This is a genomic window from Shewanella sp. KJ2020 (genome assembly GCF_024197625.1).
GTDB lineage: Bacteria > Pseudomonadota > Gammaproteobacteria > Enterobacterales > Shewanellaceae > Shewanella.
On sequence record NZ_JAKUKD010000030.1, the window covers coordinates 1 to 24683 of the forward strand.

At 48.6% G+C, this 24683-nt stretch carries 19 protein-coding genes and 1 pseudogene; 5 read left to right on the top strand and 15 right to left on the bottom strand.

What is annotated here, in order from left to right:
* Window positions 1-74 precede the first annotated feature (74 nt).
* Genes modC through modA form a run of 3 tightly spaced genes read right to left on the bottom strand, consistent with a single transcriptional unit; the run spans window position 75 to window position 2627 of the window.
* Window positions 75-1133 (bottom strand): molybdenum ABC transporter ATP-binding protein ModC, encoded by a 1059-nt coding sequence (gene modC / locus MJO46_RS15435; protein ID WP_253990082.1) that lies wholly within the window; start codon window positions 1131-1133, stop codon window positions 75-77.
* Entirely contained in the window at window positions 1127-1834 is a 708-nt protein-coding gene (gene modB / locus MJO46_RS15440) for a molybdate ABC transporter permease subunit (protein ID WP_253990083.1), read from the bottom strand. The genes modC and modB overlap by 7 nt, the downstream gene beginning before the upstream one ends.
* A gap of 1 nt (window position 1835) precedes the next feature.
* Complete coding sequence (gene modA / locus MJO46_RS15445) at window positions 1836-2627, bottom strand: molybdate ABC transporter substrate-binding protein (protein ID WP_253990084.1); 792 nt, start codon at window positions 2625-2627, stop codon at window positions 1836-1838.
* 193 nt (window positions 2628-2820) lie between these two features.
* On the opposite strand from modA, the gene MJO46_RS15450 reads away from it, so the two are divergent.
* Together MJO46_RS15450 and MJO46_RS15455 are read left to right on the top strand one after the other, a co-directional pair.
* Window positions 2821-3600 carry a TOBE domain-containing protein gene (locus tag MJO46_RS15450; RefSeq protein WP_253990085.1) on the top strand — a complete coding sequence of 260 codons (780 nt, stop codon included), beginning with the start codon at window positions 2821-2823 and terminating at the stop codon, window positions 3598-3600.
* Between the two features lie 233 nt (window positions 3601-3833).
* Window positions 3834-6659, top strand: a complete 2826-nt coding sequence (locus MJO46_RS15455; RefSeq protein ID WP_253990086.1) for a cation-translocating P-type ATPase — start codon at window positions 3834-3836, stop codon at window positions 6657-6659.
* A 57-nt stretch (window positions 6660-6716) separates the two neighbouring features.
* On the opposite strand, the gene MJO46_RS15460 is transcribed toward MJO46_RS15455, so the two are convergent.
* The gene (locus tag MJO46_RS15460) at window positions 6717-7175 is read right to left on the bottom strand and encodes a hypothetical protein (protein WP_253990087.1); all 459 of its coding nucleotides are present in this window, start codon (window positions 7173-7175) and stop codon (window positions 6717-6719) included.
* 578 nt (window positions 7176-7753) lie between these two features.
* On the opposite strand from MJO46_RS15460, the gene MJO46_RS15465 reads away from it, so the two are divergent.
* Genes MJO46_RS15465 through MJO46_RS15475 form a run of 3 tightly spaced genes read left to right on the top strand, consistent with a single transcriptional unit; the run spans window position 7754 to window position 12415 of the window.
* Window positions 7754-8962, top strand: coding sequence for an efflux RND transporter periplasmic adaptor subunit (locus MJO46_RS15465; RefSeq protein WP_253990088.1), 1209 nt, complete (start codon window positions 7754-7756; stop codon window positions 8960-8962).
* Window positions 8963-8964: 2 nt separating this feature from the next.
* Complete coding sequence (locus MJO46_RS15470) at window positions 8965-10974, top strand: MacB family efflux pump subunit (protein WP_253990089.1); 2010 nt, start codon at window positions 8965-8967, stop codon at window positions 10972-10974.
* A gap of 7 nt (window positions 10975-10981) precedes the next feature.
* Window positions 10982-12415: an efflux transporter outer membrane subunit gene (locus tag MJO46_RS15475; RefSeq protein WP_253990090.1), complete on the top strand. Its 1434-nt coding sequence runs from the start codon at window positions 10982-10984 to the stop codon at window positions 12413-12415.
* 184 nt (window positions 12416-12599) lie between these two features.
* Here MJO46_RS15475 and MJO46_RS15480 read toward each other — a convergent pair whose 3' ends face one another.
* The 11 genes and pseudogenes from MJO46_RS15480 to MJO46_RS15530 all read right to left on the bottom strand — a co-directional run bounded on the left by MJO46_RS15480 (window position 12600) and on the right by MJO46_RS15530 (window position 24469).
* Entirely contained in the window at window positions 12600-13736 is a 1137-nt protein-coding gene (locus MJO46_RS15480) for a site-2 protease family protein (protein ID WP_198782315.1), read from the bottom strand.
* A 185-nt stretch (window positions 13737-13921) separates the two neighbouring features.
* Window positions 13922-14299, bottom strand: coding sequence for a DUF4144 domain-containing protein (locus MJO46_RS15485; protein ID WP_198782316.1), 378 nt, complete (start codon window positions 14297-14299; stop codon window positions 13922-13924).
* Between the two features lie 250 nt (window positions 14300-14549).
* Window positions 14550-16241 carry a DUF342 domain-containing protein gene (locus MJO46_RS15490; RefSeq protein WP_253990091.1) on the bottom strand — a complete coding sequence of 564 codons (1692 nt, stop codon included), beginning with the start codon at window positions 16239-16241 and terminating at the stop codon, window positions 14550-14552.
* A gap of 728 nt (window positions 16242-16969) precedes the next feature.
* A pseudogene (locus tag MJO46_RS15495) lies at window positions 16970-17092 on the bottom strand (transposase); the annotation flags it as partial.
* Window positions 17093-17231: 139 nt separating this feature from the next.
* Complete coding sequence (locus MJO46_RS15500; protein WP_253990092.1) at window positions 17232-18275, bottom strand: methyltransferase; 1044 nt, start codon at window positions 18273-18275, stop codon at window positions 17232-17234.
* Between the two features lie 145 nt (window positions 18276-18420).
* Complete coding sequence (locus tag MJO46_RS15505) at window positions 18421-19755, bottom strand: alkaline phosphatase (RefSeq protein WP_253990093.1); 1335 nt, start codon at window positions 19753-19755, stop codon at window positions 18421-18423.
* A gap of 74 nt (window positions 19756-19829) precedes the next feature.
* Window positions 19830-20783 carry a glutathione synthase gene (gene gshB, locus MJO46_RS15510; protein WP_253990094.1) on the bottom strand — a complete coding sequence of 318 codons (954 nt, stop codon included), beginning with the start codon at window positions 20781-20783 and terminating at the stop codon, window positions 19830-19832.
* Window positions 20784-20847: 64 nt separating this feature from the next.
* Window positions 20848-21579 carry a 16S rRNA (uracil(1498)-N(3))-methyltransferase gene (gene rsmE, locus MJO46_RS15515; protein WP_253990095.1) on the bottom strand — a complete coding sequence of 244 codons (732 nt, stop codon included), beginning with the start codon at window positions 21577-21579 and terminating at the stop codon, window positions 20848-20850.
* Window positions 21580-21585: 6 nt separating this feature from the next.
* Entirely contained in the window at window positions 21586-22365 is a 780-nt protein-coding gene (gene endA / locus MJO46_RS15520; protein WP_253990301.1) for an endonuclease EndA, read from the bottom strand.
* Between the two features lie 142 nt (window positions 22366-22507).
* A complete protein-coding gene (locus MJO46_RS15525; RefSeq protein ID WP_253990096.1) occupies window positions 22508-23167 on the bottom strand; it encodes a SprT family zinc-dependent metalloprotease in 660 nt (219 codons plus the stop codon).
* 144 nt (window positions 23168-23311) lie between these two features.
* The gene (locus tag MJO46_RS15530; RefSeq protein ID WP_253990097.1) at window positions 23312-24469 is read right to left on the bottom strand and encodes a hypothetical protein; all 1158 of its coding nucleotides are present in this window, start codon (window positions 24467-24469) and stop codon (window positions 23312-23314) included.
* Between the last annotated feature and the right edge of the window lie 214 nt (window positions 24470-24683).

The following is a 24683-nucleotide window of genomic DNA, read 5'->3' on the forward strand; positions in this document are numbered from 1 at the left end:
AGGGTCTTCGATGAGTTTCAAGTGTTCAAATAAGGACATGGATTAGGCTCAGTAGAATAACATGCCCGATCAGATCATGCAGATACGAAGAAGTTCCCTACTGTTAACAAAGTATGATCCCGCCCTGCCCAAGAGGTAATATTGGCCCAAAGTTCATCGTGCCCTAGGGCAATTTTCACTTGAACTTGGGCTCCATTGTCGCTTGGATACAAGCCCTTTATTTCCCCCTTGAGCAGATTGCGAATACTGGAGTCCAGAGGCACTTGGGTACAGAGGGAAACATGATTGGCTTGAATGCGCACATTGAGTTTTTTCTCTGTGTCGGCATTGATGGTTTTTTCAAGGTATCCGCTCACCCATAGGTGGTTGCCATCATCCATAAGCAGTTTAGTCATCGGATAATCGGGGTGCTTTTCAGCAACAGTGGCCCGTAGCAGTGAGCTTAATTCTTCGAGTGGGACCCAAGGGCGCATCTGTTCACTATTCCATACTTCACTCAATGGACCTTGGGCTATCACCTTGCCCTGATGCAAAACTAACATATGATCAGCCAGTTGGAGGATCTCATCTAGGCTGTGGCTAACATAGACTATGGGCAATTTCAGCTCTTGGGCGAGGGTTTGTAAATAGGGGAGTAATTCGCGCTTGCGGGGTAAATCCAGTGAAGCTAAGGGCTCATCCATCAATAGCATACTGGGTGATGTGAGTAGCGCGCGGCCAATAGCCACACGTTGTTTTTCTCCGCCAGACAAGGTATTTGGATAACGATTTAGCAGTTTTTCAATCCCAAGTAACTGCACAATTTTATCGAATAAAACAGGCTTTGCTTGACGTACGCCATAGTTAAGATTGCCCTTCACGCTGTAGTGGGGGAATAGCCTAGCCTCTTGAAATACATAACCTATGTTACGTTTCTCTGGTGGGAGGTTCACTTTTCCATTCTGGTAGAGCAGTTGGTCACCAAGGCTGATTTCTCCCCTATCCGGGGTTGCTAGTCCCCCAAGAAGATTGACCAAGGAGGTTTTACCCGCCCCTGAACGCCCAAAAACAGCCGTCACACCCTGCAGGGGCAATTGGGTAGCAACCTGCAACTGGAGTTGGCCAAGTTGTTTTTCAATATTGATAGTTAACATACACTTGCGGTTCTTTTAAGGGCCTTGTTAGTGAGCCATTGCGATGCCAGCAAAGACATTAATGCGATGACGATGGAGATAATACATAATCGCATTGCCTGATATTCGGCCCCTGGGGTTTCAATAAAAGAGTACATGGCTAGTGGAATGGTGCGGGTTTCACCGGGGATATTCGAGACAAAGGTAATGGTCGAGCCAAATTCCCCTAAACTTCGGGCAAAGGCGATGATCATACCCGAGACAATCCCCGGAGAGGTGAGCGGCAGTGTGATAGTGACAAACACACGCCAGCGACTACTGCCTAAAGTGCGGGCAGCCTGTTCCAGCCTTAAATCAACCGTTTCAAAGGATTGGCGTATGGCTCTGACCATTAAGGGGAAGGCCACAATCGCCGACGCGAGGGCGGCGCCGCGCCAACTAAAGCTGAAACTGATACCAAACCAATCGAACAGAAACTGCCCGATAACGCCTTTTCTTCCCATAGTGATTAACAATAGATAACCCACAACCACTGGCGGTAGCACCAGTGGCAGGTGGATCAGACTATCGAAAATTGCCTTACCGGGAAACTCAACTCTCGCCAGTAACCAAGCACATACAATACCCAAGGGTAAGCTGGCGATCACTGCTATGGTTGACACCTTTAAACTGAGTAAGAGCGCGGCCGTTTCATAGTCGCTTAAAAGAGAGCCACTCAGCACCCTAATTCACTCCAAAGCCATATTTTTCAAATACCTCTTTAGCAGCTTGGCTTTGTAAGTACGCATTAAAGGATTTGGCTCCGGTGGACGCGTCCTGTTTGACTAAGGCGATAGGGTATTCGATAGGGCTGTAGCTAGAGGCCGGGAAGGTGGCGACAACTTTGATCTTCTGGGCAACCTTAGCATCGGTGGAATAAACAATCCCTAGTGGCGCTTCACCCTGTTCAACCAGTGCAAGGGCGGCGCGCACATTATTGGCCCGTGCAAGTAATGGATCGGCAACTTGCCAGAGGCCCAGAGTTTCAAGTGCTTGCTTGGCATACTGCCCCGCGGGAACATGAGCCGGATCGCCAACGGCCATGCGACTTCCCGCTAATGCCGCCTTAATATCCCAATCACTATTCAGTACGACTTCATTTATTGGGCTATTTTTTTCGGCAATGAGCACTAAGGTATTTTTGAGCAAGGTTTTGCGGCTAGTGACATCAATTGCCTTAGCATCGGCGAGGTAATCCATCCATTTTTGACTTGCTGAAATAAACAGATCGGCGGGGGCTCCGTTGGCGATTTGTTTGGCTAAGGTGGAAGACGATGCATAGGAAAACACCACCTTTGTCTGGTGCTCCTTTTCATACTGTTGGCCAATTTCATCCAGTACATTGGTTAGGGATGCTGCTGCAAAGACGGTGACTTGTTGATTCTCTGTGGCAAAACTTGGGCTAGATATGAGCGCCATGCACAGTATAGATGCCGTTGTTAAACCGAGTAATTGTTTAAGGCGAGTTAACTTCATTGGGATTCCTCCGTGATAAAAGTGATCGTTATATACCAATCTATATATCGATCATTCAAGTCCTATATCATCAATTAGTGATCTCTGTGTGGTTTCTAAGATGATTGGTGGGAATTATCTTGGCAATCTTATTGGTATCCTATAGTCGATGGGGGACAATAGGCTCAAGTTAGACTTAGGTATTGAATAAACAATGGATTTACAAGCATTACTCACTCTTTCCCTCGGGGACAAACTCTTTGCCAATCCTAGGCGGATAAGCCTGCTCGAACAGATAGCGAGTACAGGATCGATAAGCCAAGGTGCTAAGCTTGCAGGGATAAGCTACAAGGCGGCGTGGGATGCTATTAATGAGATGAACAGCCTAATGCCCGAACCCGTAGTGAGCAGTGAAAAGGGCGGCAAAGGCGGTGGCGGGGCGAAACTCACCGAATTTGGCGAGCGTTTGCTTAAGGTTTATTCAATCACCTCCCAAGTGCAAGGGATGGCATTAACGGCTCTGCTCGACGACTCCGTCGATATGCATAGCCTGTTGGATGTGATGGCGCATTTCTCCCTGAACACCAGCGCCCGCAATCAGCTAACTGGTCGTATTAAGGGTATTGATTCAAATGGATTAAATGACAATATTGGCGTGGTTTTAGCGGGTGGACAACAGATTCAGATTTCAGTGACCCATTCGAGCTGCGAACGCTTGCAATTAGCCATTGATAAGTCAGTACTTTTGCTATTTAAGGCACCTGCCGTGGTGGCAAGTTCTACAGCCTGTAATGTCGGCGGGCAAAATTGCCTAACTGGGCGTTTGCTGAGTGTCACCGAGCTGGGTGATAGGGCTGAACTCAGCATTGATATTGATGGTAAAGACATCATTTATTCCGTGATGCCACTCACCCAAACTCAGGCGCTAGTGGTTGGCGAGCCCTGTTTTGCCTGCTTTGATGCAACGCAAGTGATTGTCGCTAGTATGAATTAAGAAATTAATTTAGTTCATAATTTTAAAATTAATATTGTGGTTTTTACTCCTCTAGAAATGGGAATCATGGGGTTACTGAACTAGAATTGCTTGTGTATCACGGCAGGATCAGCGTGGTGATGACTGTTGCTCTCGATGATATAGGTCATTTCGTGTGTTTATCGTGGGTGATATGGACACAACTTGACCGCGGTTCCTTCCCTAATCGCTAAAAATGAAACAGGTTCTAGGCTATGAACTTGAAAAATCCGGTGAATAAACCTCCCCAATCCACTTCTCAGTCTGATGCCCAATCTAAGCGTGTGCCTGCATCCCAGAGGACAAATGTGCCGCGCACTGTCACCGCTCCCTGGCAACAGATGCCTGCTAACCTATTTTTACAATTGAATACGGGTGAACAGGGGCTTTCGACGGCGCAGGCGACTGAGTATTTAAGCTTAGAGGGGGCGAATAGCTTGCAGGAAGCGGCTGGCACTAATGTCGTTAAGCTTGCGGCCGCACAGTTCAAAAGTGTCATTATTTGGGTGCTACTGGTCGCCGCGCTAATTTCAGCAGTCTTGGGAGACACGATCGATTTTGTGGTCATAGTCGCCATTGTGATGCTCAATGGGATTATCGGTTTTTATCAGGAATATAAAGCCGAAAAAGCCATAGCGGCACTTAAAAACATGACCGCACCGCAGGCGAAAGTAAAGCGCGATAATCGGGTAATTATTGTGCCAGCAGCCAATATAGTGGTCGGTGATATCCTTGTGCTGGAGGCCGGCGATCTAGTTGCCGCCGATGCGCGTCTAGTGCAGTCTGCCTCCCTCAAAATGACCGAAGCCGCCTTAACCGGTGAATCCGAACCTGTTGATAAACAAGCTAATAAACTGTTATCCGTCAATACTCCGCTCTGTGACCGCGATAATATGGTGTTTGCGGGGACCTGCGCCGCCGCAGGCACTGCCACAGCGCTCGTGGTTGCCACGGCCATGAACACTGAGCTTGGGAAAATAGCGCGTTTAATCACGGATGCCAGTCATATTGAAAGCACACCTTTACAACAAAAGCTGGATGCCTTTGGGCGCATATTGGTGTGGTTTTCGCTGGCGATAGTAATGTTGCTGTTTATACTGGGCTGGTGGCGTGGTAGTGCGCCACTTGAGCTGGTGATGTCTGCTGTCAGCCTTGCCGTTGCCGCCGTTCCCGAAGGATTGCCCGCTATAGTGACGGTTGCATTGGCGATGGGAGTGATGCGTATGTCCCGGCGCAATGCTCTGATCCGTAAATTGCCGGCAGTAGAAACCTTAGGTTCCACCTCGGTTATCTGTACCGATAAAACCGGCACATTAACTGTGGGCGAAATGACAGTGCGTGCTTTATATGTCGGCGAACAAGCTTTTACTGTCACAGGTGAAGGTTATGCTCCCCATGGGGATATTTTACTTAACAACCATGCTGTGAATAGGCAAGATTTTGCTGGTTTACAAGAACTTGCAACGCTTTTAATCGGCTGTAATAACGCGCATTTAGTGGAGGATAATGGCCAATGGCGGGTGATCGGTGATCCCACCGAAGGTGCGTTATTGGCGGTGGCTCACAAAGTCTTTCGCGGCCAAGCGGGCAGTGAATTAGCACATTTTGCGCAGAGATTCCCCATAGAGTATGAAATTCCCTTTGATTCAGATCGTAAGCGAAGCTGCGTTATTCGCCGGCGAGAAGATGGCACTCTGCGTGCGATGATCAATGGTGCGCCGGATATGTTGCTGCAGCTCTGCAATCGGGTTTATACCGCCAATGGCGAGCAGCCACTCACTGAGGCCGACCGGGCACGGATCCATCAACAAAATACCCTCTTGGGGCAACAGGCACTAAGGGTGTTGGGCTCTGCCTATCTCGACCTTGGGCACACCTTACCCACAGATCTCAGCCCCGCGGTGATAGAACAGAATTTGGTCTTTGTCGGTTTGAGCGGCATGGTCGATCCCCCTCGGGCAGAGGCAAAAGCGGCCGTGGCTAAGTGTGTTGCCGCGGGGATCCGTGCCGTTATGGTCACGGGCGACCACCCACAAACTGCGCTGGCTATCGCCCGAGATCTTGGCATTGCCACAGCGACGGACACAGTGGTGACAGGGGCCGAATTAGATAACATCAGTGAAGCTGAATTAGTACAACGTGCGCCAACTATCGCCGTTTATGCACGGGTGACTGCCGCACACAAGTTACGCATAGTCCATGCGTGGAAAGCCAATGGTGCTGTAGTGGCAATGACGGGGGATGGTGTTAACGACGCGCCAGCCATTGAAGGTGCTGATATCGGTATTGCTATGGGGCGCTCCGGTACCGAAGTGACCAAGCAAGCGGCCGATATGATCATCATCGACGATAACTTTGCCACTATAGTTGCGGCAGTTGAGGAAGGGCGCGGCATTTTCGCCAATATCCGTAAAACCCTGCAGTATCTGTTGGCGGGGAATACCAGTGAACTCCTATTGATGACGCTGTGCGTCTTTATCGGCTTACCAGTGCCGCTCTTACCGATACATTTACTTTGGATTAACTTTGTTACCGACGGATTCCCCGCGCTCTGCCTAGCCACAGATGCCATTGACCCTGATGTGATGCAACAACGTCCGCGCACCCGTGATGAACCCATTGCCGCGAATCATTTTTTGAGCACTATGTTTCTGACTGGGCTACTGACCGCGGGAGTCGTTTTTGCTATTTATTTCTATAGCTTGCAAACCGGGAGTGTAGAACTTGCGCGTACCAACGCCTTTACCACCTTAGTGTTTGCCGAACTACTGCGCGCCTTTGGTGCCCGCAGCGAAACTAAGGCGCTATGGCGGATCCCCCTGCGGACAAATCTCTCTTTGGTCGTTGCGGTATGTTTAATTATTGGATTGCAGGTATGGGCCCATCAGAATGCCACTCTGGGGTTATTTTTAAAAATCACATTTTTATCGTTAGAGGAATGCCTGCTATTGCTGGTGATCAGCGCCATCCCCTTATTGGTATTGGAGTTGGTAAAGTTGTGGCAAAACTACGCACAAAAAACTGCCGCTATCACAGGCTAACAGTGGAGCATACAAAATATAATAGTGGGTTTTGGTTAGGTCGTGTCAGGCATAAAATTACTCACTCTGATAAGAAAAATACCAACCATTTGATAGCGGCATATCAAAATAATAGCGTTTCAAACTCTTTCTTACCTTAAAATTATCAGTTTTGTCATCGTATATCTTCGGATTCTGTATATTAAAATTTAATGAAAATATCGTGGCTGCGTTAAATGTACCTTCACCAAAATAAATAAGTTGTAATCGGCATTTTCCATTTTGACGTTGAATATAAATAGAGTCTCTTCCAAGTATTTTTAAATGGTTAGCGATATCCGGATGCTTGGTATTATTGCTAGTGATCTCTATTACTTTATAGTCAGTAATATCTTTAAATTGAGAACATGCTTGCTTTGCTAGTTCATCATATACTGCTGAGTTTTCATTAAAATGTTGTATAACCTCATCATCGGTAACATAGTCATTTGAACAGCCTGACATAACAAAAAAAATCAGTGATATTATTTTTTTCATAGGATAGCTCGTATCTGCAATTAATAGTTTTTAGTTAAAAGTCAGGAAAATATTCTCTGTATTGAAGAAATACTGTGCAGGTATCTTTCCTCCACTGGTGCTCCAGCTGAATTGAAACTCCCTTGTATTCATTAGAAATTTGATATGCGTCTGAAGTCTTTGTTTTACATCCATGCCAAGCCTTCCTATTGGGTTATCCTTACCTCTTGCTGATAAGCGTGAAAATCATAGATTATCAGTTACTTAGGAGAGATTGTATATCCCAGATATTCAAGTGTCGATGATTCGCTATTTTTTAAAAGGCACGAAGCTATTAATCAAGGTATTTAATCTCGCTATGGTGGCAAGGGAGAGCAAGAGGGGAATGACTGTTGATCCCCTCTGCTCGGGTATGGGGAATCCCACCCAGCAGTGTTAATCTGGCAAATTTCTACACGGATATTTGCAAATCTTTACCTATTTACGACACTTCCTTCGTCTACTGTCGTGAGCTAACTCTATATACTGTCGAGACAATTTTCGTACTCTTGCAAGATCAATGCTTGCTGTTTTTAGTATCGATGGACACGACAATACCCATGAAAAAATCCTCAAAGCGTAAACTGCTGCTCGCATTGAGCGGCCTGATCCTCCTCGGTGGTGGTGCATTTTTCCTCTGGTATACGCCCGAGCCTGCACCAGTCTATGTAACTGAGCCCGTACACCGTGGTGATATTGAAAACTCAGTGTTAGCCAATGGCATGTTACAGGCGTCCAAGTTGGTGAATGTGGGTGCTCAGGTGTCGGGGCAGATCCAAAGTTTGCCACTGGCATTGGGGGATGAGGTGAAGAAAGGCGATTTGATCGCTCAAATTGATAGCCTTGCCCAACAGAATAATTTAAAAGAAGCGCTCGCCTCCTTGAAGAGCATTAATGCCCAGTACCGTGCCAAACAGGCGCAGATCCATCAGGCTGAGCTTGAATTTATCCGTCAGCAAGAAATGCTTGCCGACAGGGCTAGCTCCCGTGCCGACTATGAGGCTGCCGAAGCGAATTTAACTGTCTATCGAGCCGAGCTTGAGCAATTAGAGGCTCAAAAACAACAGGCTGAAATTAATGTCGACAGTGCCAGAATCGACTTGGGCTACACCAAGATCACCGCACCTATGGATGGCACTGTCGTCTACTCCGCAGTCGAAGTGGGCCAAACCGTTAACGCCAATCAAACGACACCGACCATAGTCGAAATGGCGCAGCTGGATACTATGACGGTCAAAGCGCAGATTTCAGAGGCTGATGTTGTCAATGTTCAGCCTGGTCAAGCCGTGTATTTCACCATTCTAGGGAAACCTAATCATCCCTACCGTGGCATTTTAAGGGCGATAGAACCCGGGCCGACTTCGATGGATGGCGATGATAGCAATATGAGTTCGAGTGACTCGGAAGCTATTTACTACCACGGTTTGTTCGATGTGGAAAACCCAGATAGAACATTGCGTATCGGTATGACGGCGCAGATCTCTATCGTATTAGCTAAGGCCGATAATGCGTTGCTGGTGCCTTCACAGGTCCTTCGCATTAAGCCAAACCAGCAAGGGCTTAACAAGCCTAACGCCAGCAGAGGTCCACAGTACCAAGTGCCAGTATTAGTGGATAATCGCGTGGAATATGTGGATGTGACGGTTGGGATCAACAATAAAATCAATGCCGAAATCATCACAGGTTTAAAAGAGGGCGATCTTGTCGTTATCGGCATGCCATCTACTGGTAGCAGCCAAACCCGCCGCCCACCTAGTGTGAGGTTTTAACAGTGACAAGGGCATTACTTGAAATTTCAGGTTGTTACCGCACCTTCCAGGCGGGTGAGCAGCAACTCACAGTGTTAAAAGATGTGCATTTGTCGATTGAGCGTGGCGAGATGGTGGCCATAGTGGGGGCCTCAGGTTCAGGTAAATCGACCCTAATGAATATTCTTGGCTGTTTGGATAAACCATCTAAGGGGGCGTATTTAATCGATGGTCAAGACACCTCTAAAATGGATGTTGATGAGCTTGCGCAGCTGCGCCGTGAGCACTTTGGTTTTATTTTTCAGCGTTATCATTTGCTTGGCGATCTTAATGCCATAGGTAATGTCGAAGTGCCCGCCGTATATGCGGGTAAGGATCGCACGGTTCGCAAAGACAGAGCCGAACGGTTGTTAACGCGTTTAGGCCTTGGTGACAGGCTCGACCATAAACCTAATCAGCTTAGCGGTGGCCAGCAGCAAAGGGTCAGTGTGGCGCGTGCCTTGATGAATGGTGGCGATGTGATCCTCGCCGACGAGCCTACAGGCGCGCTGGATAGCCACAGTGGCGAAGAGATGATGCGATTATTGCAGGAGCTGCACAGTGATGGCCATACCATCATCATTGTGACCCACGATATGCATGTGGCCCAATATGCCGACCGTATTATCGAGATCAAAGACGGCGAGATTATCAGCGATGAGCGTCATCTAGATAAAAAGCATCCCGCTGGCACAGCCCCCCACGCACCTACTACCGCCAATATGGCGCTTAACGCCAGCATTAATGCTGAGCTCAAAAGTGGCCGCAGTGCCCGCGTGGCTTCCTGGGACAGATATGTCGAGGCGCTGAAAATGGCGCTGCTGGCGATGTCGACCCACAGATTACGTACTTTTCTTACTATGCTTGGGATTATTATCGGTATCGCCTCTGTGGTCTCAGTGGTGGCTCTAGGTGAAGGTTCGCAGCAGGCTATTCTTAAAAGCATCAGTTCGATGGGGACTAATACGATCGATATTCGGCCCGGTTCTGGCTTTGGCGATAGGCGTTCGGCCAAGGTGCGGACCTTAACGGCGAATGATGCCAACGCCCTTAAAAATCTACCCTATGTCGATAGCGTAACCCCAAGTATTGGGTCCAGCGTCACGATACGTTATGGCAATAAAGCCGTCACTTCATCTGTTACTGGGGTGGGGCCAGAATACTTTCGAGTACGTGGCTATGAGTTAGCCCAAGGGCAGTTTTGGGATGATGCCAGTGTTGCATCACTCGCCCAAGATGCGGTGATCGACGATAACACTCGTAAAGAGCTATTCCCAAACAGCGTTGGCGCTAATCAATCGGCGATAGGCCAAGTGATTTTCCTTGGGGATTTACCCGTGCGTATTATCGGCGTGACTCAGCCCAAAGAAAGTGCCTTTGGGAATAGCGATGCGCTCAATGTGTGGGTGCCTTATACGACGGTGTCTGGACGCATGGTGGGTAAAAACTATTTGGATGGGATTACAGTGCGGCTCGATGAAACTGTGCCGAGTAATGCGGCAGAGCAGGGGATTATTGCCTTGCTTAAAATGCGCCACGGCACGCAGGATTTTTTCACTATCAATACCGATACCATTAGGCAAAATATCGAAAAAACCACCGCGACTATGACCTTACTGATCTCGGCGATAGCGGTGATCTCTTTGATTGTGGGCGGTATAGGTGTGATGAACATTATGCTGGTTTCAGTGACCGAGCGGACCCGTGAAATTGGGGTGCGCATGGCGGTGGGGGCGCGCCAGAGTGATATTTTGCGCCAGTTCCTTATCGAGGCGGTACTCGTCTGTCTCTGTGGTGGCGCGCTGGGCATCGCCTTGGCCTATTTGATTGGTGTGGTGTTTGCTCAAACGGGTGGCAGTTTCCAAATGATCTACTCCACCACCTCCATCGTTGCCGCCTTTGCCTGTTCGACCTTAATTGGTGTGCTGTTTGGTTTCTTACCCGCCCGCAATGCGGCGCGTTTAGATCCCGTTGATGCATTAGCCAGAGAGTAATAACACCATGAAATCTAAAATTTTTAATCGACCCTTTTCGCTTCATCACAGTGCTATTGCCCTAGGCCCTGTATTGGGCACGGCTTTAGGAATCACCCTGCTCGGTGGCTGTGGCAGTGTTATGCGTTCGGACTTTGAGCCGCCCGCGTTGGCTATTCCTGCCCATTGGCCAAACATCACAGTGAACGAGCAAGTGCAACTCGACCCCTGGTGGCAGCAGTTTCATCAAGCTGAGCTGGATAAGTTAGTTAGCCAAGTATTGAACACTAACAATGACTTAACCTTAGCAACTTTAACATTGCGTAAAGCCCGCCTGCAGGCAGGGTTGGCGCAGGATGACTTGTACCCGCAGTTATCGGCAAATTTGGGGGCCTCCCGTAATCAACCGCTCGAGAGTGGCGATGGGACTCAGAGTTATCAAGCCAACTTGTCCGTCAGTTATGAGGTGGACTTGTGGGGTAAAGTATCGGCAAATATAGATCAAGCCCAATGGGCGGCACTGGCGAGCGCCGAAGATAGGGAAAGTACCACCCAAAGCCTAGTCGCGACAACGGCGTCCCTCTATTGGCAAATTGGCTATTTACATCAACGGATTGAGTTGAGTGAGAAAAGTATCGAATACAGCCGGCAGACACTTGCCTTAACCCAAAGGCAGTATGATTCCGGCGCCGTGACACAGGTCAATGTGCTTGAATCACAGCGCAGCCTGGCGGGGCAGGAAGCGGCCCATAGCCAGCTAGTGCAGCAATTAACCGTGGCTGAAAATGCCCTCGCTATCTTGTTAAATCGTGCGCCGGGGGAAGCCTTAGTCGAGATAAAGCGTCTCCCCGAGGTTGCAGTGCCCGAGGTGGCCGTAGGGATTCCCGCCGATTTACTGGTGAGGCGCCCCGATGTGAAGGCGGCCTTATATCAATTGCGTTCGGCGCTTGCCGGTAAAGATGCGACCTATGCGAGCTACTTTCCAACCTTAAGTTTAACGGCGGGTGTCGGTGAGTCGACCTCGGAGTTAAAGGAGCTATTACGCAACCCCGTTGGCAGTTTAGGCGCAGGGCTAGTCTTGCCCTTTTTGCAGTGGAATCAAATGCAAATTAATAACGACATTGCCGATATCGATTATCAAACCGCAGTAGTGAATTATCGCAAGACCCTCTATTCCGCCTTTGAGGATGTGGATAACGCCATCTCGGCCAAGCAGCAATATCGTTATCAAGGGGATAAGTTGGCGCAGCAATTTAGCGCGGCGGCGGCCGTTGAAGCCATTTATGAGAGCCAATATCGCAATGGGGCTATTGGTATTCAAAGCTGGATTGATGCCCAGGAGAATCGCCGCAGCGCCGAAGCAGCCTTGCTCGAGAATCGTTACAACCAACTCACTGCCCAAGCAACCCTGTATCAAGCCCTTGGGGGCAGTGATATCGCCCCACCTTTTGCCAAGAAATAGCAGCGCTTTAGTAAAGGGATAGCCGCACTTTAGAAAAACAGTGCGCTACAGAAAAACAAAAACCGCTATTAATAGCGGTTTTTGTTTTTGCATCGCTCGGGATTCGTTTTGAGCCTGTGCTTTACATCCTATGCTTTACATCTTTTACTTTACATCCTGTGCTGACGTCCAGAGGTTAAACGGACTAGCTGCGCAATATTTGCAGTGGCAGGCTGAGCATATCATCGCCCGTGCCAGCTAAGTGCCAGATGATACCGACTAAGGCGCCAACCGTGAGTAAGTACCAGATAGTGGAGAAGATTTGCCCATATCTGTCTAATGGCAATAGGTGACTTTGATGGCGAGTTCGCCACTCGAAGATGATTTCTAAACTGCCTATCAATAGCAAAAATCCCAATAGCGCTAGGCCTAAGGTGTAGCTGATATACACACCGAAGGCGGCTCCCGCGGCGCAGGCGACCAAGCCCATAATGCTGTTCATCGAAAAGCTGATGCTCTTTAAAATATGGCCGCCATCGAGTGGCAAAATAGGCAATAAATTAAATAGGTTAAGTAGAGCATTAAAGGCGGCAAGGCCAGCAAAAAACACGTTGCCAGTAGCATGGTAAGCGATGAGTGAACCTATAGACATGAAAAGCCCAAAGGTAGGCCCCATGATGGATATCACCACATCTTGCCAACGGGTGTTGATCTTTTCATCGGAGAGGGCGAGCCCCCCCATAAAGGGAATAAGGTAAATTCCCTTCGTTTTCATGCCGAAATATTTCATCGCGCGGATATGGCCGTATTCGTGGAAGACCAAACAGGCGATAAGCGCGAGGGCAAATTGGAAGGAAAACAGCCAGGAATAGGCGGCGACACTGGCGCCCGCTAATACGACTTTGATAACTTTGGCGCTTTTTAGCAGCTTAAAACCGAGGGACGCGAGCCCGACTAGGCTGATTTTTTGTTGCTTAACCGGAGGGACTTCAGGCGTTTGCCGCTCGATATCTTTCTCGCTGCGCGAGCCTTGGGCTATGACTTCATCATCCTGTAATAGGCGATAGTCGAGGCGAAAGGGTTGCCATACTAGATCGGTTTCGAGACGAATAATGATTTTTGTGTCTAGACTGCTCGGCTCGCCCGGTTCAACCGCCAGTGGCTGGCGATGTTGGGTGAGTTCAAATTCATGGACTCTTAGGCCGCCATTATCGACAGAAGCCGCCTTTTGTGAGACTAAGTTGTTGTCCCAGAAGAGCTGTTGCCAGCCTGCGAGTGAGCCTTCTAAGCGCAGTTGTTTGCCTAAGCAGTCAATCTTAAGTAGTTCCAATTTCGGTTCCATTTGTTCGTGATCTGTGTGACTTGTTAGCGGGCGCGACGCGTCACTGTATGGGTATTTGGGGACGTCAATAAGCGTCCGTTACTGCAGATCTGAAATTTTGTTCGTTATAAATTATGCCTGTGAATTTACGGCGAGGATATTAGCTTTTAGGGGCATCTCGTTATTTGTCGCTTTTAGGGCCGCCGTTATTCTTCTAAGGTACGCACAATTTCCATTCCTTGGCCTATGGTAGTGAACGCAAGCTTAGCAACACAGCACTGACCTTGGGCGGTGGCATGGTTTTGTACCCACTTAATAAAGTCGGTCAGGGACAGGTTTTGCTCCTGCTGTAACAATTGGGGCAGTTCACCCACGGGATCTTCGTGCACTGTGCGCGGGTTCGCACTGATCAGATAGCGGTGCCCTGCGCTGTCGAGCAATTGATCTTCCTCGGTAAAGTGATGTTGGTACAGGCAGGCTAGTTCTAACCAATCCCGCTGATGGGCGAGGTAAAGTAACTCATCATTTTGGGAGAGTTTGACGACGGCGGGCCATTCAATGTCCGACATTTTCACGCAGGTCATTATTACTCCATGGGTTATTGGGGAGGTTGTTAAACTTTTCGGTGCGCAGAAGGCTGCTACTACAACGGGAAAAATATAAGGATACCTGCAAATACAGTTCCGCTAGCCCTAGTTTGGCAGTATGCCATGCTGAGAGTGAATTGATATAGGCGCAGGGAAAATTCCTGCGCCTTATGCTTGCGTCTAGCTGGCGGCTTTGAATTGGAGGACACTCAATACCCAGTAATGGCGCATCATTAGGTTCAATTCATTAATTGGCTGGGGCTGCAGCCTTAGCTTTGGCGTTATAGTCGAAGTTAATCTCTTGATTAACATTGGCAATACTGCAAGTGCCGTGTTCGCGGGTCGTTCTATGATTCGCTGGGCCTATATGGAATTCCACATTGAGGAATACGTGTTTGAGCACATCGATGCGGTACTTTTCATAGTAGCCTTCCACCTCCTGTTTTAGGCTGTCGAATTCTAACTCCTCCCGGGTGCGCTCATCGAGAATGCGATTTTTCTCATCGAGCATCATCTTGATCTGCTCGATCATCACGGGATCGTTTTGCCATTCTGTTTTAGGCGGTAACTTCTTAAGGCGCGATTCGATATCTAAACTGGCGACAACCATGGCCTTAACACCCTCATCGAGCTGTTTAAGATCCTGTTTAAGCTCGTTTTGTGTCATAGCACAAAAGATTTCGGTCTTAGTGCCTGCAGTCGCACCTATAACAACGGCGGTGATACCTTTTTCCGCATGGGCGACTCCTCCTACTAAATCGCCCCTGCGTCCGCTGGGATCGCTGACGGTTAAGTTTGCGCTAGTTTTACTGTTGCTGTGCAACAGTTGTTTAGTGACTAAGATATTGCCCTTAGCGACTAAGTGGGAATATTGCACAAATTGCGCACTGATATGCCCCTGGGCCCGAATATTGGTAGAAAACTCGTTGGCTTTAATTTGCCGGCCAATGATCCCTTTACTTACAGTGACATCGCCATCGGCCTCTAAGGTTGCCGAGTCGACAAATCCCATGACGGTAATATCGCCGGAGCTTTTGACTAGCATGCCTTCGTGGACATCACCCGTGATTAAAATACTGCCCTTAAAGGTGACATGGCCTGTGCTGATATCCACATCTTTAAGTTGCAGTACATCATCCACATTCATCCCTGTACGGGTTTCAACCGGCTGGCCTGCAACAGTCGCAATCAGTTTATTGGGATCCCTTGGATGAAAATCTGTGCCTGTACCCGCTTGAAAGGCAATATCTTTACCCGGTTTTTGGTTAAGGACTTCACCATGAATGTTGTAGCCGGGAGTACCCTCGGTCGCTGGGTGTTTGATCATTAAGAGGTCGTTGGGTTTTACCATGATCATCGAGCCAAGGTTACGCATATCGACACTGCCGTCTTCACGCTCCTGTGGCTGAAGTAAACGTTCCCTCGCTAGGGATACTTTACGTTCAAGCACCGCATTTTGACCATTGACGGGGAGCTTGCCATGGGCAATTTCACTCTGACAACTTTCGCCTGGTTTGAGTTTACTGAGTTGCTGTTGCAGCGCTTGGATTTTGAGCTTACTTAAGCCCATGCTCACATTGTGTTTTTTTAGTTGAGTCAGAATCTCGGGTAGGTCGACGGATTTTCCTCCCCAGGGGGCGGTTAAAATCATAGTGGCTTGCATTTTATCTGGGCTGATTTCTATCGTGACAGTGCCATCGCGTCGCTCGGCCAGTACCGCAAATAGCTCAAACTTACCATCGTCCTGGTGACAGAGTGAGTTGATTTGGGCGATGGTCTTAGCGATCGCTGGCTCTAGTGGAAACAGGGATGAAAATTCAGGTAAAGACAATAGGCGCATGATGTCATCATGGGTGACTGGGCCATGGACATTGGGGATAAGGCGGAGTTCAGCCTTGGTTTTATCACTGTTTAGCTCAAGGAGTTCAGGGTCCAACATAAAGAGCTTCCTACCCATTAATTTTATTATTATGTGCGACACTGGCTTGAGTATAACAGTAGAGACTTTGCGCAAAGAAGCCTTTTTTGGCTGTAAAAACAGCAAATGTTGTTATTTTATTGTAAATGGTCTACCTGTTGGTTTTTAACTCGATTTTATTAGAGATATTGACGGTAACTTAGTGTTACCTTTGGTTTTTCACTTGCTCGCTAGCATGAACATAAAGCTGGTTGATATTTGTATTTAACAAAAAATTAAACTTTACAACGCTAACCCGTATGTTAGGGATTAGAACGATAGGGCAACCCCCCCTGATAATTTAGCGCTTACTGCATTTGATACTGTTCACAAAACCATAAAAAGCTTGCCTCGACAGCGGCAACTGTACGATTGCACATCACGACTTTATTGAGAGCTATTAAGAGGATAGGGTTTCTACGTTTATGAACGAGAGCCATGGTCGTTCTCATGTATCCCTGCACGACATTCAGGCGTTTTGCCTAATCAGATGGCGCACTGGCCGTTAAACAAGGACGTTGTTCTAGTCAATCTGTGGATGCGGGACCGCCCCTTTTGATGCGAAAGGATTCGCAAATGTCGCGATGTCATTAGCGTAATCTGTAGGTTTTAAAGGCATAGGTGGTACGCTTTGGGGGCAAAAGTGAGCTGAATTTTTCGCGGGGTTCTCTTCAATAATCCCAAGCACTGAATCGTGAGCAGTGACGAACTTAAGGATGTAACGCTTGGCTTGACGCTTTGCCTTTACACCATTTGCCGCTGTTATGCTGCTTTTTAAATTCACACATTGCATCCCAACGGCCACTTATACCACTGTATTGACGGCGAAATTTCGTTTGAGCTAATGAGCCTAAACACGAAATGGTGCATTTTGATTTCAAAATAGGCGTTCCAATCGGATACGCCTATATTTTCGTGATGCTGAAGGAGTGCTTATTCCTTGGTGTCTAATCGAGTGAGTGGGACTTAAGGTTAAGCCTGTTGAAAGTAATAGAGTTTGTATTTATTGTTTTCGGCGGTCACTTTTAACTGGCCAAATTCTGCGGCAATGGTATCCGAATAGGGTAAGTGGCGGTTGGCGACGATTTGCCAAATACCGTTATGTTGTAATTGTTTAGCACTATCGCTGACAAAGTTATGCGCTATGTTGGTGGTGCTGGCAAGGCCATCGTGGAACGGTGGGTTAGAGATAATGCCGTTAAATTTCCCTGTAGTTTGCGCCAATCCATCGGAGGGATAGACCTTGGCCGTCATGCCATTGGCCGCAAGCGTGAGTTCGCATGAGGCGAGCGCCATCGCATTGATATCGACACATTCTAAGGATAGGCTTGGCTGTGCCTTGAGCAGTGCTGCGGTGATCACGCCGGCACCGCAGCCAAAATCGAGTACCCGGCCAGAGAGTGTCGGCAGGTGCGAGAGTAATAGTTCGGTGCCTTGATCTAAGCGCTTCTCGCTAAAAACCCCCACAAGATTGCAGATAGTCACTTCGCCCTGTGGCGTAGTGAGTCGATATTGGCTGACCCAATCGCTAAGCTTCATCGCCGGAGCGCTGCCCTCTAAGCTGCTGCCAAACAACAGACAATGGCGGGCGTTATCGAGTTTCATCCCAGTCGCAAAATACTCGGGTAAAAGCTTCACTAAAGACTTAATCCCGCCCTTGTTTTCCCCCACGACTAACAGTTGGCCATTAGGCACAAGATGATTGGCGGCGAGGTTAAACAGATAAGGTGCTAAGGGCTTGGCTTTGGGGAAATAAACGATAACGGTATCGTATTTTTCTCGCTCAACTGGGTCTTGGTTTGGCAGTTCATGGCCGAAATAACAACGTAGCTTTGAGTTGGCGTGCGGCGCTAAGTGCAAGTAATGGTGGTAATCCAAGGCGAGTGCATCGACCGAGGCCGTGACATCGAGCAGGGCTTTGGGCAGGAGATCGGCTTCATGATTGAGCACTAATACTTTGTGTTGGCTTAGGCTGTCTTGATTACGAATAATGACTTGCGATGGATTGGTTAACACAGTTGCAGGCACCTATAAACTTAAGTGTGGGCATTATACCCGTTATTCACGCCTGAGCCAGTTTGCATCGAGCCTAGCGCTAAGACCCAATAAAAAAGGCAACTGCATTATGCGGTTGCCTTTAATAAATAGAATCGATTAACGCTTAGCTTTTAGGTTTTTTCGGTTTAGGTAATAGGCTAAAAATCTTATTGGCGATATCGGTATTATCTTGATGGCCGTTAAACAGTTCAGAGGCGGGGCCCGCGGCAAAGACTTGCACGTCGGTTCCCGTGTGGCCGTCGGTCGTCCAACCCGTATCGGTACGTTTATCAATCACATGGCGAATCGCCACTGCCATAGTCTCTACACCCTGCATTCTGGCGGTGTTTAAATTGACGATTTCTTCTTCAGTCAGCTCGAATCCTAAACCGCGGGCAAGATCGGCTTGCCATTGTTCACCAGTGATGGCAGCTAAGGCCAAAGTGTCGGAGCTGGCAGAGATATTGCGCAGGATTTCGGGGTTCCAGTTGTAGTTGCCATCGACGCCAATCGAGAGGCCGCCAGTATTATGGTCGGCGGTGATCACCATCAGGGTATCGGGGTGTTCACGCACAAATTGCTCAACTACTTCAATAGCATTGGAGAATTCATCCATTTCACCCATAGCCGTGGCGATATCGTTATTGTGGCCCGCCCAGTCGATAAGACTTCCTTCGACTAACAGCACAAAACCTTGCTCATTCTGTGACAGCAAACTGAGAGCTTTCTGGGTTAAGGTGCTGAGTTTTTTCGCATCTTTTTCATCAATCGCCCAAGGTAATTGCACCTGGGCAAACAGGCCCAACACTTTAGGTTGAGTGATAGTGGCGAGATCTTCAAAACGCGTAATATGTTGATAACCTTTGGCGGTGAATTGGGCTAATAGCTCGGGTGAAAAATACTTCTGGCCACCCCCTAAAAACACATCGGCGTTGGTGTCTAAATAGCTGAGTGCGATTGCATCGTAGTTTTTACGGCTCTCGTTATGGGCTAAAAAGGCGGCTGGCGTGGCGTGGTTGATCTGTGAGGTGACGGCGACACCTGTGCTCAGACCAAGTGATTTAGCTTTTTCGAGGAGGGTCGGCAGCGGTTGCTTTTGGGTATCGACTGAAATCGCCCCATTATAGGACTTAACTCCCGTCGCTAACGCAGTTGCCGCCGCGGCTGAGTCCGTAACATAGCCACTGACGCTGGCGGGATAAGTGCTCGCCATGCCAACCAATAAACGGTCGAACACGGTTTGCTCGACTTCTTCGGTATCTGGGTTGTCTTTGTAATAGCGGTAGGCGCTGGTGTAAGACGGCCCCATGCCATCACCGACCATGATGACAATATTTTTCGGTCGCGATGGTGCCTTGGTTGGCCCCGTTTTATCTGCCCCCGCTTCATCTGCAAAGGAGAGGGTAGATAACAGCAGACTAGTGCCGAGCAATAACAGTGGCGCTTTGATGAAACTCATATCAGATCCCTAGAAGTAGCTGGGCGCTTGTGTTCTCAAAGCGCCTTACAATCAACAAACTCGCTGGTAAATTTTTATGCTTTGGCTTGAATGCGTGCTTCGATAGCATCCATTAACATGCCCGTGATGTCGACATCGAATGCCGCTTGGATCTCACGGATACAGGTTGGGCTGGTGACGTTAATCTCAGTCAGCTTGTCACCAATCACATCTAGGCCAACAAAAATCAGTCCACGTTTTTTAAGTTCAGGGCCAATGGCGCGGGCAATTGCCCAATCGCTGTCGGATAAAGGCTGCGCCACACCGCTACCGCCGGCGGCTAAGTTACCACGGGTTTCGCCTTTCATGGGAATACGCGCCAGCGCGTAGGGCACAGGCTCGCCATCGACCACTAAAATGCGTTTATCGCCTTTAGTAATTTCAGGGATAAAGGCTTGCGCCATCGCATATTGTTGGCCATAGCTGGTCAAGGTCTCGATGATCACCCCAAGGTTTGGGTCATCCTGCTTCACGCGAAAAATCGAGGTGCCGCCCATGCCATCAAGTGGCTTAAGAATGATATCGCCCTTAGCTTGGTGGAAGGCGCGGATACGTTTGGCATCGCGGGTGACGATCGTTTCTGGGGTGAATTCGCTAAACCATGCGGTGAACAGTTTTTCGTTAGCATCACGTAGGCTTTGCGGCTTGTTGACGATCAACACACCTTGCTCTTCGGCGCGCTCCAGCATGTAAGTGGCGTAGATAAACTCAGTATCGAATGGCGGGTCTTTACGCATTAAGATCACGTCGAGTTCGCTCATCGGCGTGTCTTGCGCTTCGCCGAGTTCAAACCATTTGCTCGCATCATTGATGACAGTTAACGGACGCATATTGGCCATCGCCACGCCATTGACCATGGCAAGATCGGCCATTTCCATATAAAACAGCTGATAACCTCTTTCCTGCGCGGCCATTAACATGGCAAAACTGGAGTCTTTCTTAATGTTGATCTCACTGATGGGGTCCATCACTATGCCGAGTTTTATCATTAATCTGTTCCTTATTTGTCGCCGTTTGCAGGCAAAAATGCATTGATTAGCTGTTGTGTGTCGATCAGCCTAAATCACCAAATCTGAGTTGCAGCGCCGTAATGGCGGTGAGCGAGGCGGTTTCGGTGCGTAGCACTCTGGGGCCAAGCAATACATCGGTAAATTGATAGGTTTCCGTCATGGCGATTTCTTCCGCCGACAAACCGCCCTCTGGGCCAATTAATAGGCGTACGCGGGTATGGGATAAATCTAAGCCATTGATACCGTGTGCGGCCCTTGGGTGCAGATTAAGTTTAAGCGCTTCAGTTGGCTCGCTGCACCAATCGTGCAAGTCCATCGCCGGGCGAACCACTGGCACTTGGCTGCGGCCCGATTGCTCACAGGCGCTGATGACGATTTTCTGCCATTGCTGAATTTTTTTCTCTAGGCGTTCGCCGTTGAGTTTTACGCCGCAGCGATCGGAAAACAGCGGCGTAATGGTATTAACCCCCAGCTCGACCGATTTTTGAATGGTGAATTCCATTCTATCGCCACGGGAAATCACTTGACCTAAGTGCAAGTTAAGTGGCGACTCAGACCGGTTCGCCTCACAGGAAAGCAGTTTCACTGTGACATGCTTTTTACCCGCATCGACAATTTCAGCCAGATAATCATTGCCATCGCCATTGAATAGACTGATCTGTTCGCCGTTGCCCATACGCAGCACTTTGCCGATATGGGCCGCGCCATCTTCGTCTAGGTTCAGCTGTTGATGGATGGCTAATGGCTGAGGTTGATAAATTCTTGGGACTCTCATTCGACCTTACTCGGCTAGTTGTTGACGCAGTGGTGGCGCATTGCAGGCATTCTGCACAAAGGGGTTATGGTTGCCTTGGGTTTGCGCTATGGCGTTATCGCGTTTGCATTCAATAGTATCAACTGGATAGCTTTTATCCCATGCCTTAAACAATTTTAATTGTTGCGAAGCAATTTTAAGTCCATAGGTTTGCTGCATATAGAGGTAGGTTCTGGCTATTTTACCGCGGGCATTGGCGGGGGGCTGTGCCTGACGATTCTTAAAATCGATAACCATAGCACATTGGCCATATTGGTCGGCCTTACCGTTCCATTGGCTAAAACGGAAGTTGCTGCGATCGCCGTTGACCTCACCGATGGCGGGCACTAAGTTGTGCATGTCAGCTTCCATCTTATTAAATTCATTACTGTTATCGGCGCAGTTTTTACGGCCACCCTTTTGCCAACATTGGAGTTGATGGCCAAATTCCCAGGCGGGCACTATGTGTTCCCATTCAATACGGTTGGCGCGGGTTTCCTGTTTACGTACTCGATAACCGCAGCTGGCGAGATCGGGTTTCCAGGATTTGCCTTTGATCTGAATATCGCAACCACAGTAAAAGCTGACGGCGGGCAGCGTACCTTGGCGACTGCCGGCGTAGAGCGCCTGCGACTTGGTTTTCGCTTGGCTAAAACTGCTGGGATGTGACGCTGAGGCGCCAGCTGGCACAGATAAGGTTGCCGCCCAAGTGATTAGGCACAGCAAGAGGCGCCGTGAATTAACGGTTAAAGAAGCTTTGTTCAAGATTTATCCCAAAATAACAAACACTACGCGAGCCTTTGGCCCGTCTTTTATGCTGTGATGTTAAGGGAAATGCCGTTGCTTATGCAAATTGAGTCGTACTTAGGTTGAGGGATTCTTGCTAACGCGTGTTTATATCTCGATTAAACTAAGCCGCCGTTAAATGGGTCTTACAGCGTTTACAGAGATAACGGCTTTCACCACGCAACACCTTATTATGGCGACGAATACTCAGGCGTATGGGTCCACAGGCGCAGCGATACTCAACATCTTTACCCGCAACCGATGCGGTATTGAAGCTGTGGGTGGTACTGGGATTGACCTTAAATACCGTTAGCATCAAAGATTGCCATTCTTTACCGTGGGGTTTGGTTTTGCCAAAAAGCTGAAAACACAGTAAATGACAAATTTCGTGGGGCACGACCTCAGCCAGAAAAGCTTCGCTGTTTTCCCGTAGTAACACTGGATTGAATCGCAGGCGATTCTGCTGCAAATGCGCCGTACCCGCGCTCTTGCCCCTTAGGCTAAATTGCGTCACTGGCCTTGGGAAATTGCGTTTGAGGTATGCCTCTGCCTCTTGATAGCAGGCTTCAATTCGATCGAGCACTTGTAATTGCAGTGACGAGAGTGGGCGCGATGAACCGGTAAAAATATGCGCCTGTGCCGCTTTTGGTGCTAGTGGGCTCGTTATCACCTGCGACTCATCTTGGCTTTGGCTTAAGGCTGCATATGTCGATTTTGTCAGTGGGGCAAGGGCTTCACTGCTGCGACGGCGTAAGGCATTGAGTAAGTCAGCGGGTTTCAGCATAGGGTGAGCTTTGGATCTCGTCGGTTAAAGTAAAAATTGCGTGCTTAAAACTTATCGGTGATTAAGCCAATCCTAAGCGTTCGCATCATAGCGAACGCTATCTGACATTGCTAGTTTCGGCCAGTTTCAGCCAGTGTGGCTGGGTTATAAACTCGCCGCGGCTTGCATCACCATAGTGCGCACTTGTTCGACTATCGCTTGTTCGGTATCTGCGTCATAGCCTTTGACCCTTGGGGTGTGAATATGGCCGACCTTAGCTGAACTATTAAACTTTTGCTGCAACACTATGGCGCGATAGGAAATTTCATTAGAGAGATAACCGCCGCCAGAGCCTTCGACTGAGGTTTCGTTTTGCAGCTCGTTTAATGACGTCGCGCTAAATTCGCCGCGAGCAAGGGTGGTGACCGTATGGTTATCATTGACTTGCCATTGGCTGTCTTTCACTTGCATGGCAGCGACGGGCAATGAAAATTCCACAAACTCAGGGCCGATAAAATCTTTACCATTAAGCTTTGGGGCAACGGGTGCGGTTTTAGTGCCGCCGGTGAGCTCGTTTTGGTTATCGGGTGCCGCTGCGCTGCGATTGAGTCCTGGAAAGCGTTCGATATCAAAGTCAGTGCGGCCCATGCTGACGGTAAATACAAATTGGGTTTTAGGATCGCGGTAAATTGGGCTCAGTAGCGATTCGATAAGCCCTTGATCAAAATCCTCAAAACGCACTGGCACCATAGCGGTTTCGATTTGCGCCGTTTTACCATTCACATCAAAGCGGAAACCATCTAAGGCGAGGGCGACTAAGCCGGAAGGATTGCTCTGGCTGATATCTTTGTCGAGGAAGAAGGGATCGAAACCCGTGAGGAAGATTTTGATTTGGACATCATCACCGTATTGAATATCACTAAAACCCCGTGAGGCCTTTTCAACCGCGCGAGCCAAAATATCCTGTTGCCAGTCGGCCATGTTAAAGCTGGCACTGGTGGTTTTTAGGCTATTTAACATCGAAAGACGCGCCCAATATAAAGGTCGGTCGTCAAAGTGGCCCGACTGCACATCGCGCACTGCCTGTTGCCATAGTCTATGGCCTTGGCGCGCCGCTAATTGGGTGGCGTCGACTTCGTTCTTCTGTGCCGTTAACTGTTGAGCTAAACCTTCATTTAAGGCTTGATAGCGTGTTACCACTTCACCCAAGGTTTGTTCGGCGGTCGGTAGGCGGGACACTTCCACATCTCCTAATAAGGGGATGGCACTGGCTGTATTGATTAAGCTGCTGGCGAGGATGAGTGTTAATACTGGCTTCAACATTTTTGATTTCCCTGTAGTTATTCTATGTTGTGCGTTGAAAGTTCTTAATTGAAAGTTCTTCGTTCAAAAAATGGCTAGCTCATCCTGCGAAGGGCTCTTATGCTAAAAAGTATGCACCACAAGCTAGGGGGAATAAAGTTAACCTCAGTGATCTTCATCATCTTATATCCATATCTTCTATACCAAAGCGTACCAAGCTGGCATCAGTCCATCG

What these genes read in the sequence shown, in the direction of transcription:
- modC (WP_253990082.1), bottom strand. Translation starts at nt 1,133, where the DNA reads ATGTTAACTATCAATATTGAAAAACAACTTGGCCAACTCCAGTTGCAG.
- modA (WP_253990084.1), bottom strand. Translation starts at nt 2,627, where the DNA reads ATGAAGTTAACTCGCCTTAAACAATTACTCGGTTTAACAACGGCATCT.
- MJO46_RS15450 (WP_253990085.1), top strand. Translation starts at nt 2,821, where the DNA reads ATGGATTTACAAGCATTACTCACTCTTTCCCTCGGGGACAAACTCTTT.
- MJO46_RS15455 (WP_253990086.1), top strand. Translation starts at nt 3,834, where the DNA reads ATGAACTTGAAAAATCCGGTGAATAAACCTCCCCAATCCACTTCTCAG.
- MJO46_RS15460 (WP_253990087.1), bottom strand. Translation starts at nt 7,175, where the DNA reads ATGAAAAAAATAATATCACTGATTTTTTTTGTTATGTCAGGCTGTTCA.
- MJO46_RS15465 (WP_253990088.1), top strand. Translation starts at nt 7,754, where the DNA reads ATGAAAAAATCCTCAAAGCGTAAACTGCTGCTCGCATTGAGCGGCCTG.
- MJO46_RS15475 (WP_253990090.1), top strand. Translation starts at nt 10,982, where the DNA reads ATGAAATCTAAAATTTTTAATCGACCCTTTTCGCTTCATCACAGTGCT.
- MJO46_RS15480 (WP_198782315.1), bottom strand. Translation starts at nt 13,736, where the DNA reads ATGGAACCGAAATTGGAACTACTTAAGATTGACTGCTTAGGCAAACAA.
- MJO46_RS15485 (WP_198782316.1), bottom strand. Translation starts at nt 14,299, where the DNA reads ATGACCTGCGTGAAAATGTCGGACATTGAATGGCCCGCCGTCGTCAAA.
- MJO46_RS15490 (WP_253990091.1), bottom strand. Translation starts at nt 16,241, where the DNA reads ATGTTGGACCCTGAACTCCTTGAGCTAAACAGTGATAAAACCAAGGCT.
- MJO46_RS15505 (WP_253990093.1), bottom strand. Translation starts at nt 19,755, where the DNA reads ATGAGTTTCATCAAAGCGCCACTGTTATTGCTCGGCACTAGTCTGCTG.
- gshB (WP_253990094.1), bottom strand. Translation starts at nt 20,783, where the DNA reads ATGATAAAACTCGGCATAGTGATGGACCCCATCAGTGAGATCAACATT.
- rsmE (WP_253990095.1), bottom strand. Translation starts at nt 21,579, where the DNA reads ATGAGAGTCCCAAGAATTTATCAACCTCAGCCATTAGCCATCCATCAA.
- MJO46_RS15525 (WP_253990096.1), bottom strand. Translation starts at nt 23,167, where the DNA reads ATGCTGAAACCCGCTGACTTACTCAATGCCTTACGCCGTCGCAGCAGT.
- MJO46_RS15530 (WP_253990097.1), bottom strand. Translation starts at nt 24,469, where the DNA reads ATGTTGAAGCCAGTATTAACACTCATCCTCGCCAGCAGCTTAATCAAT.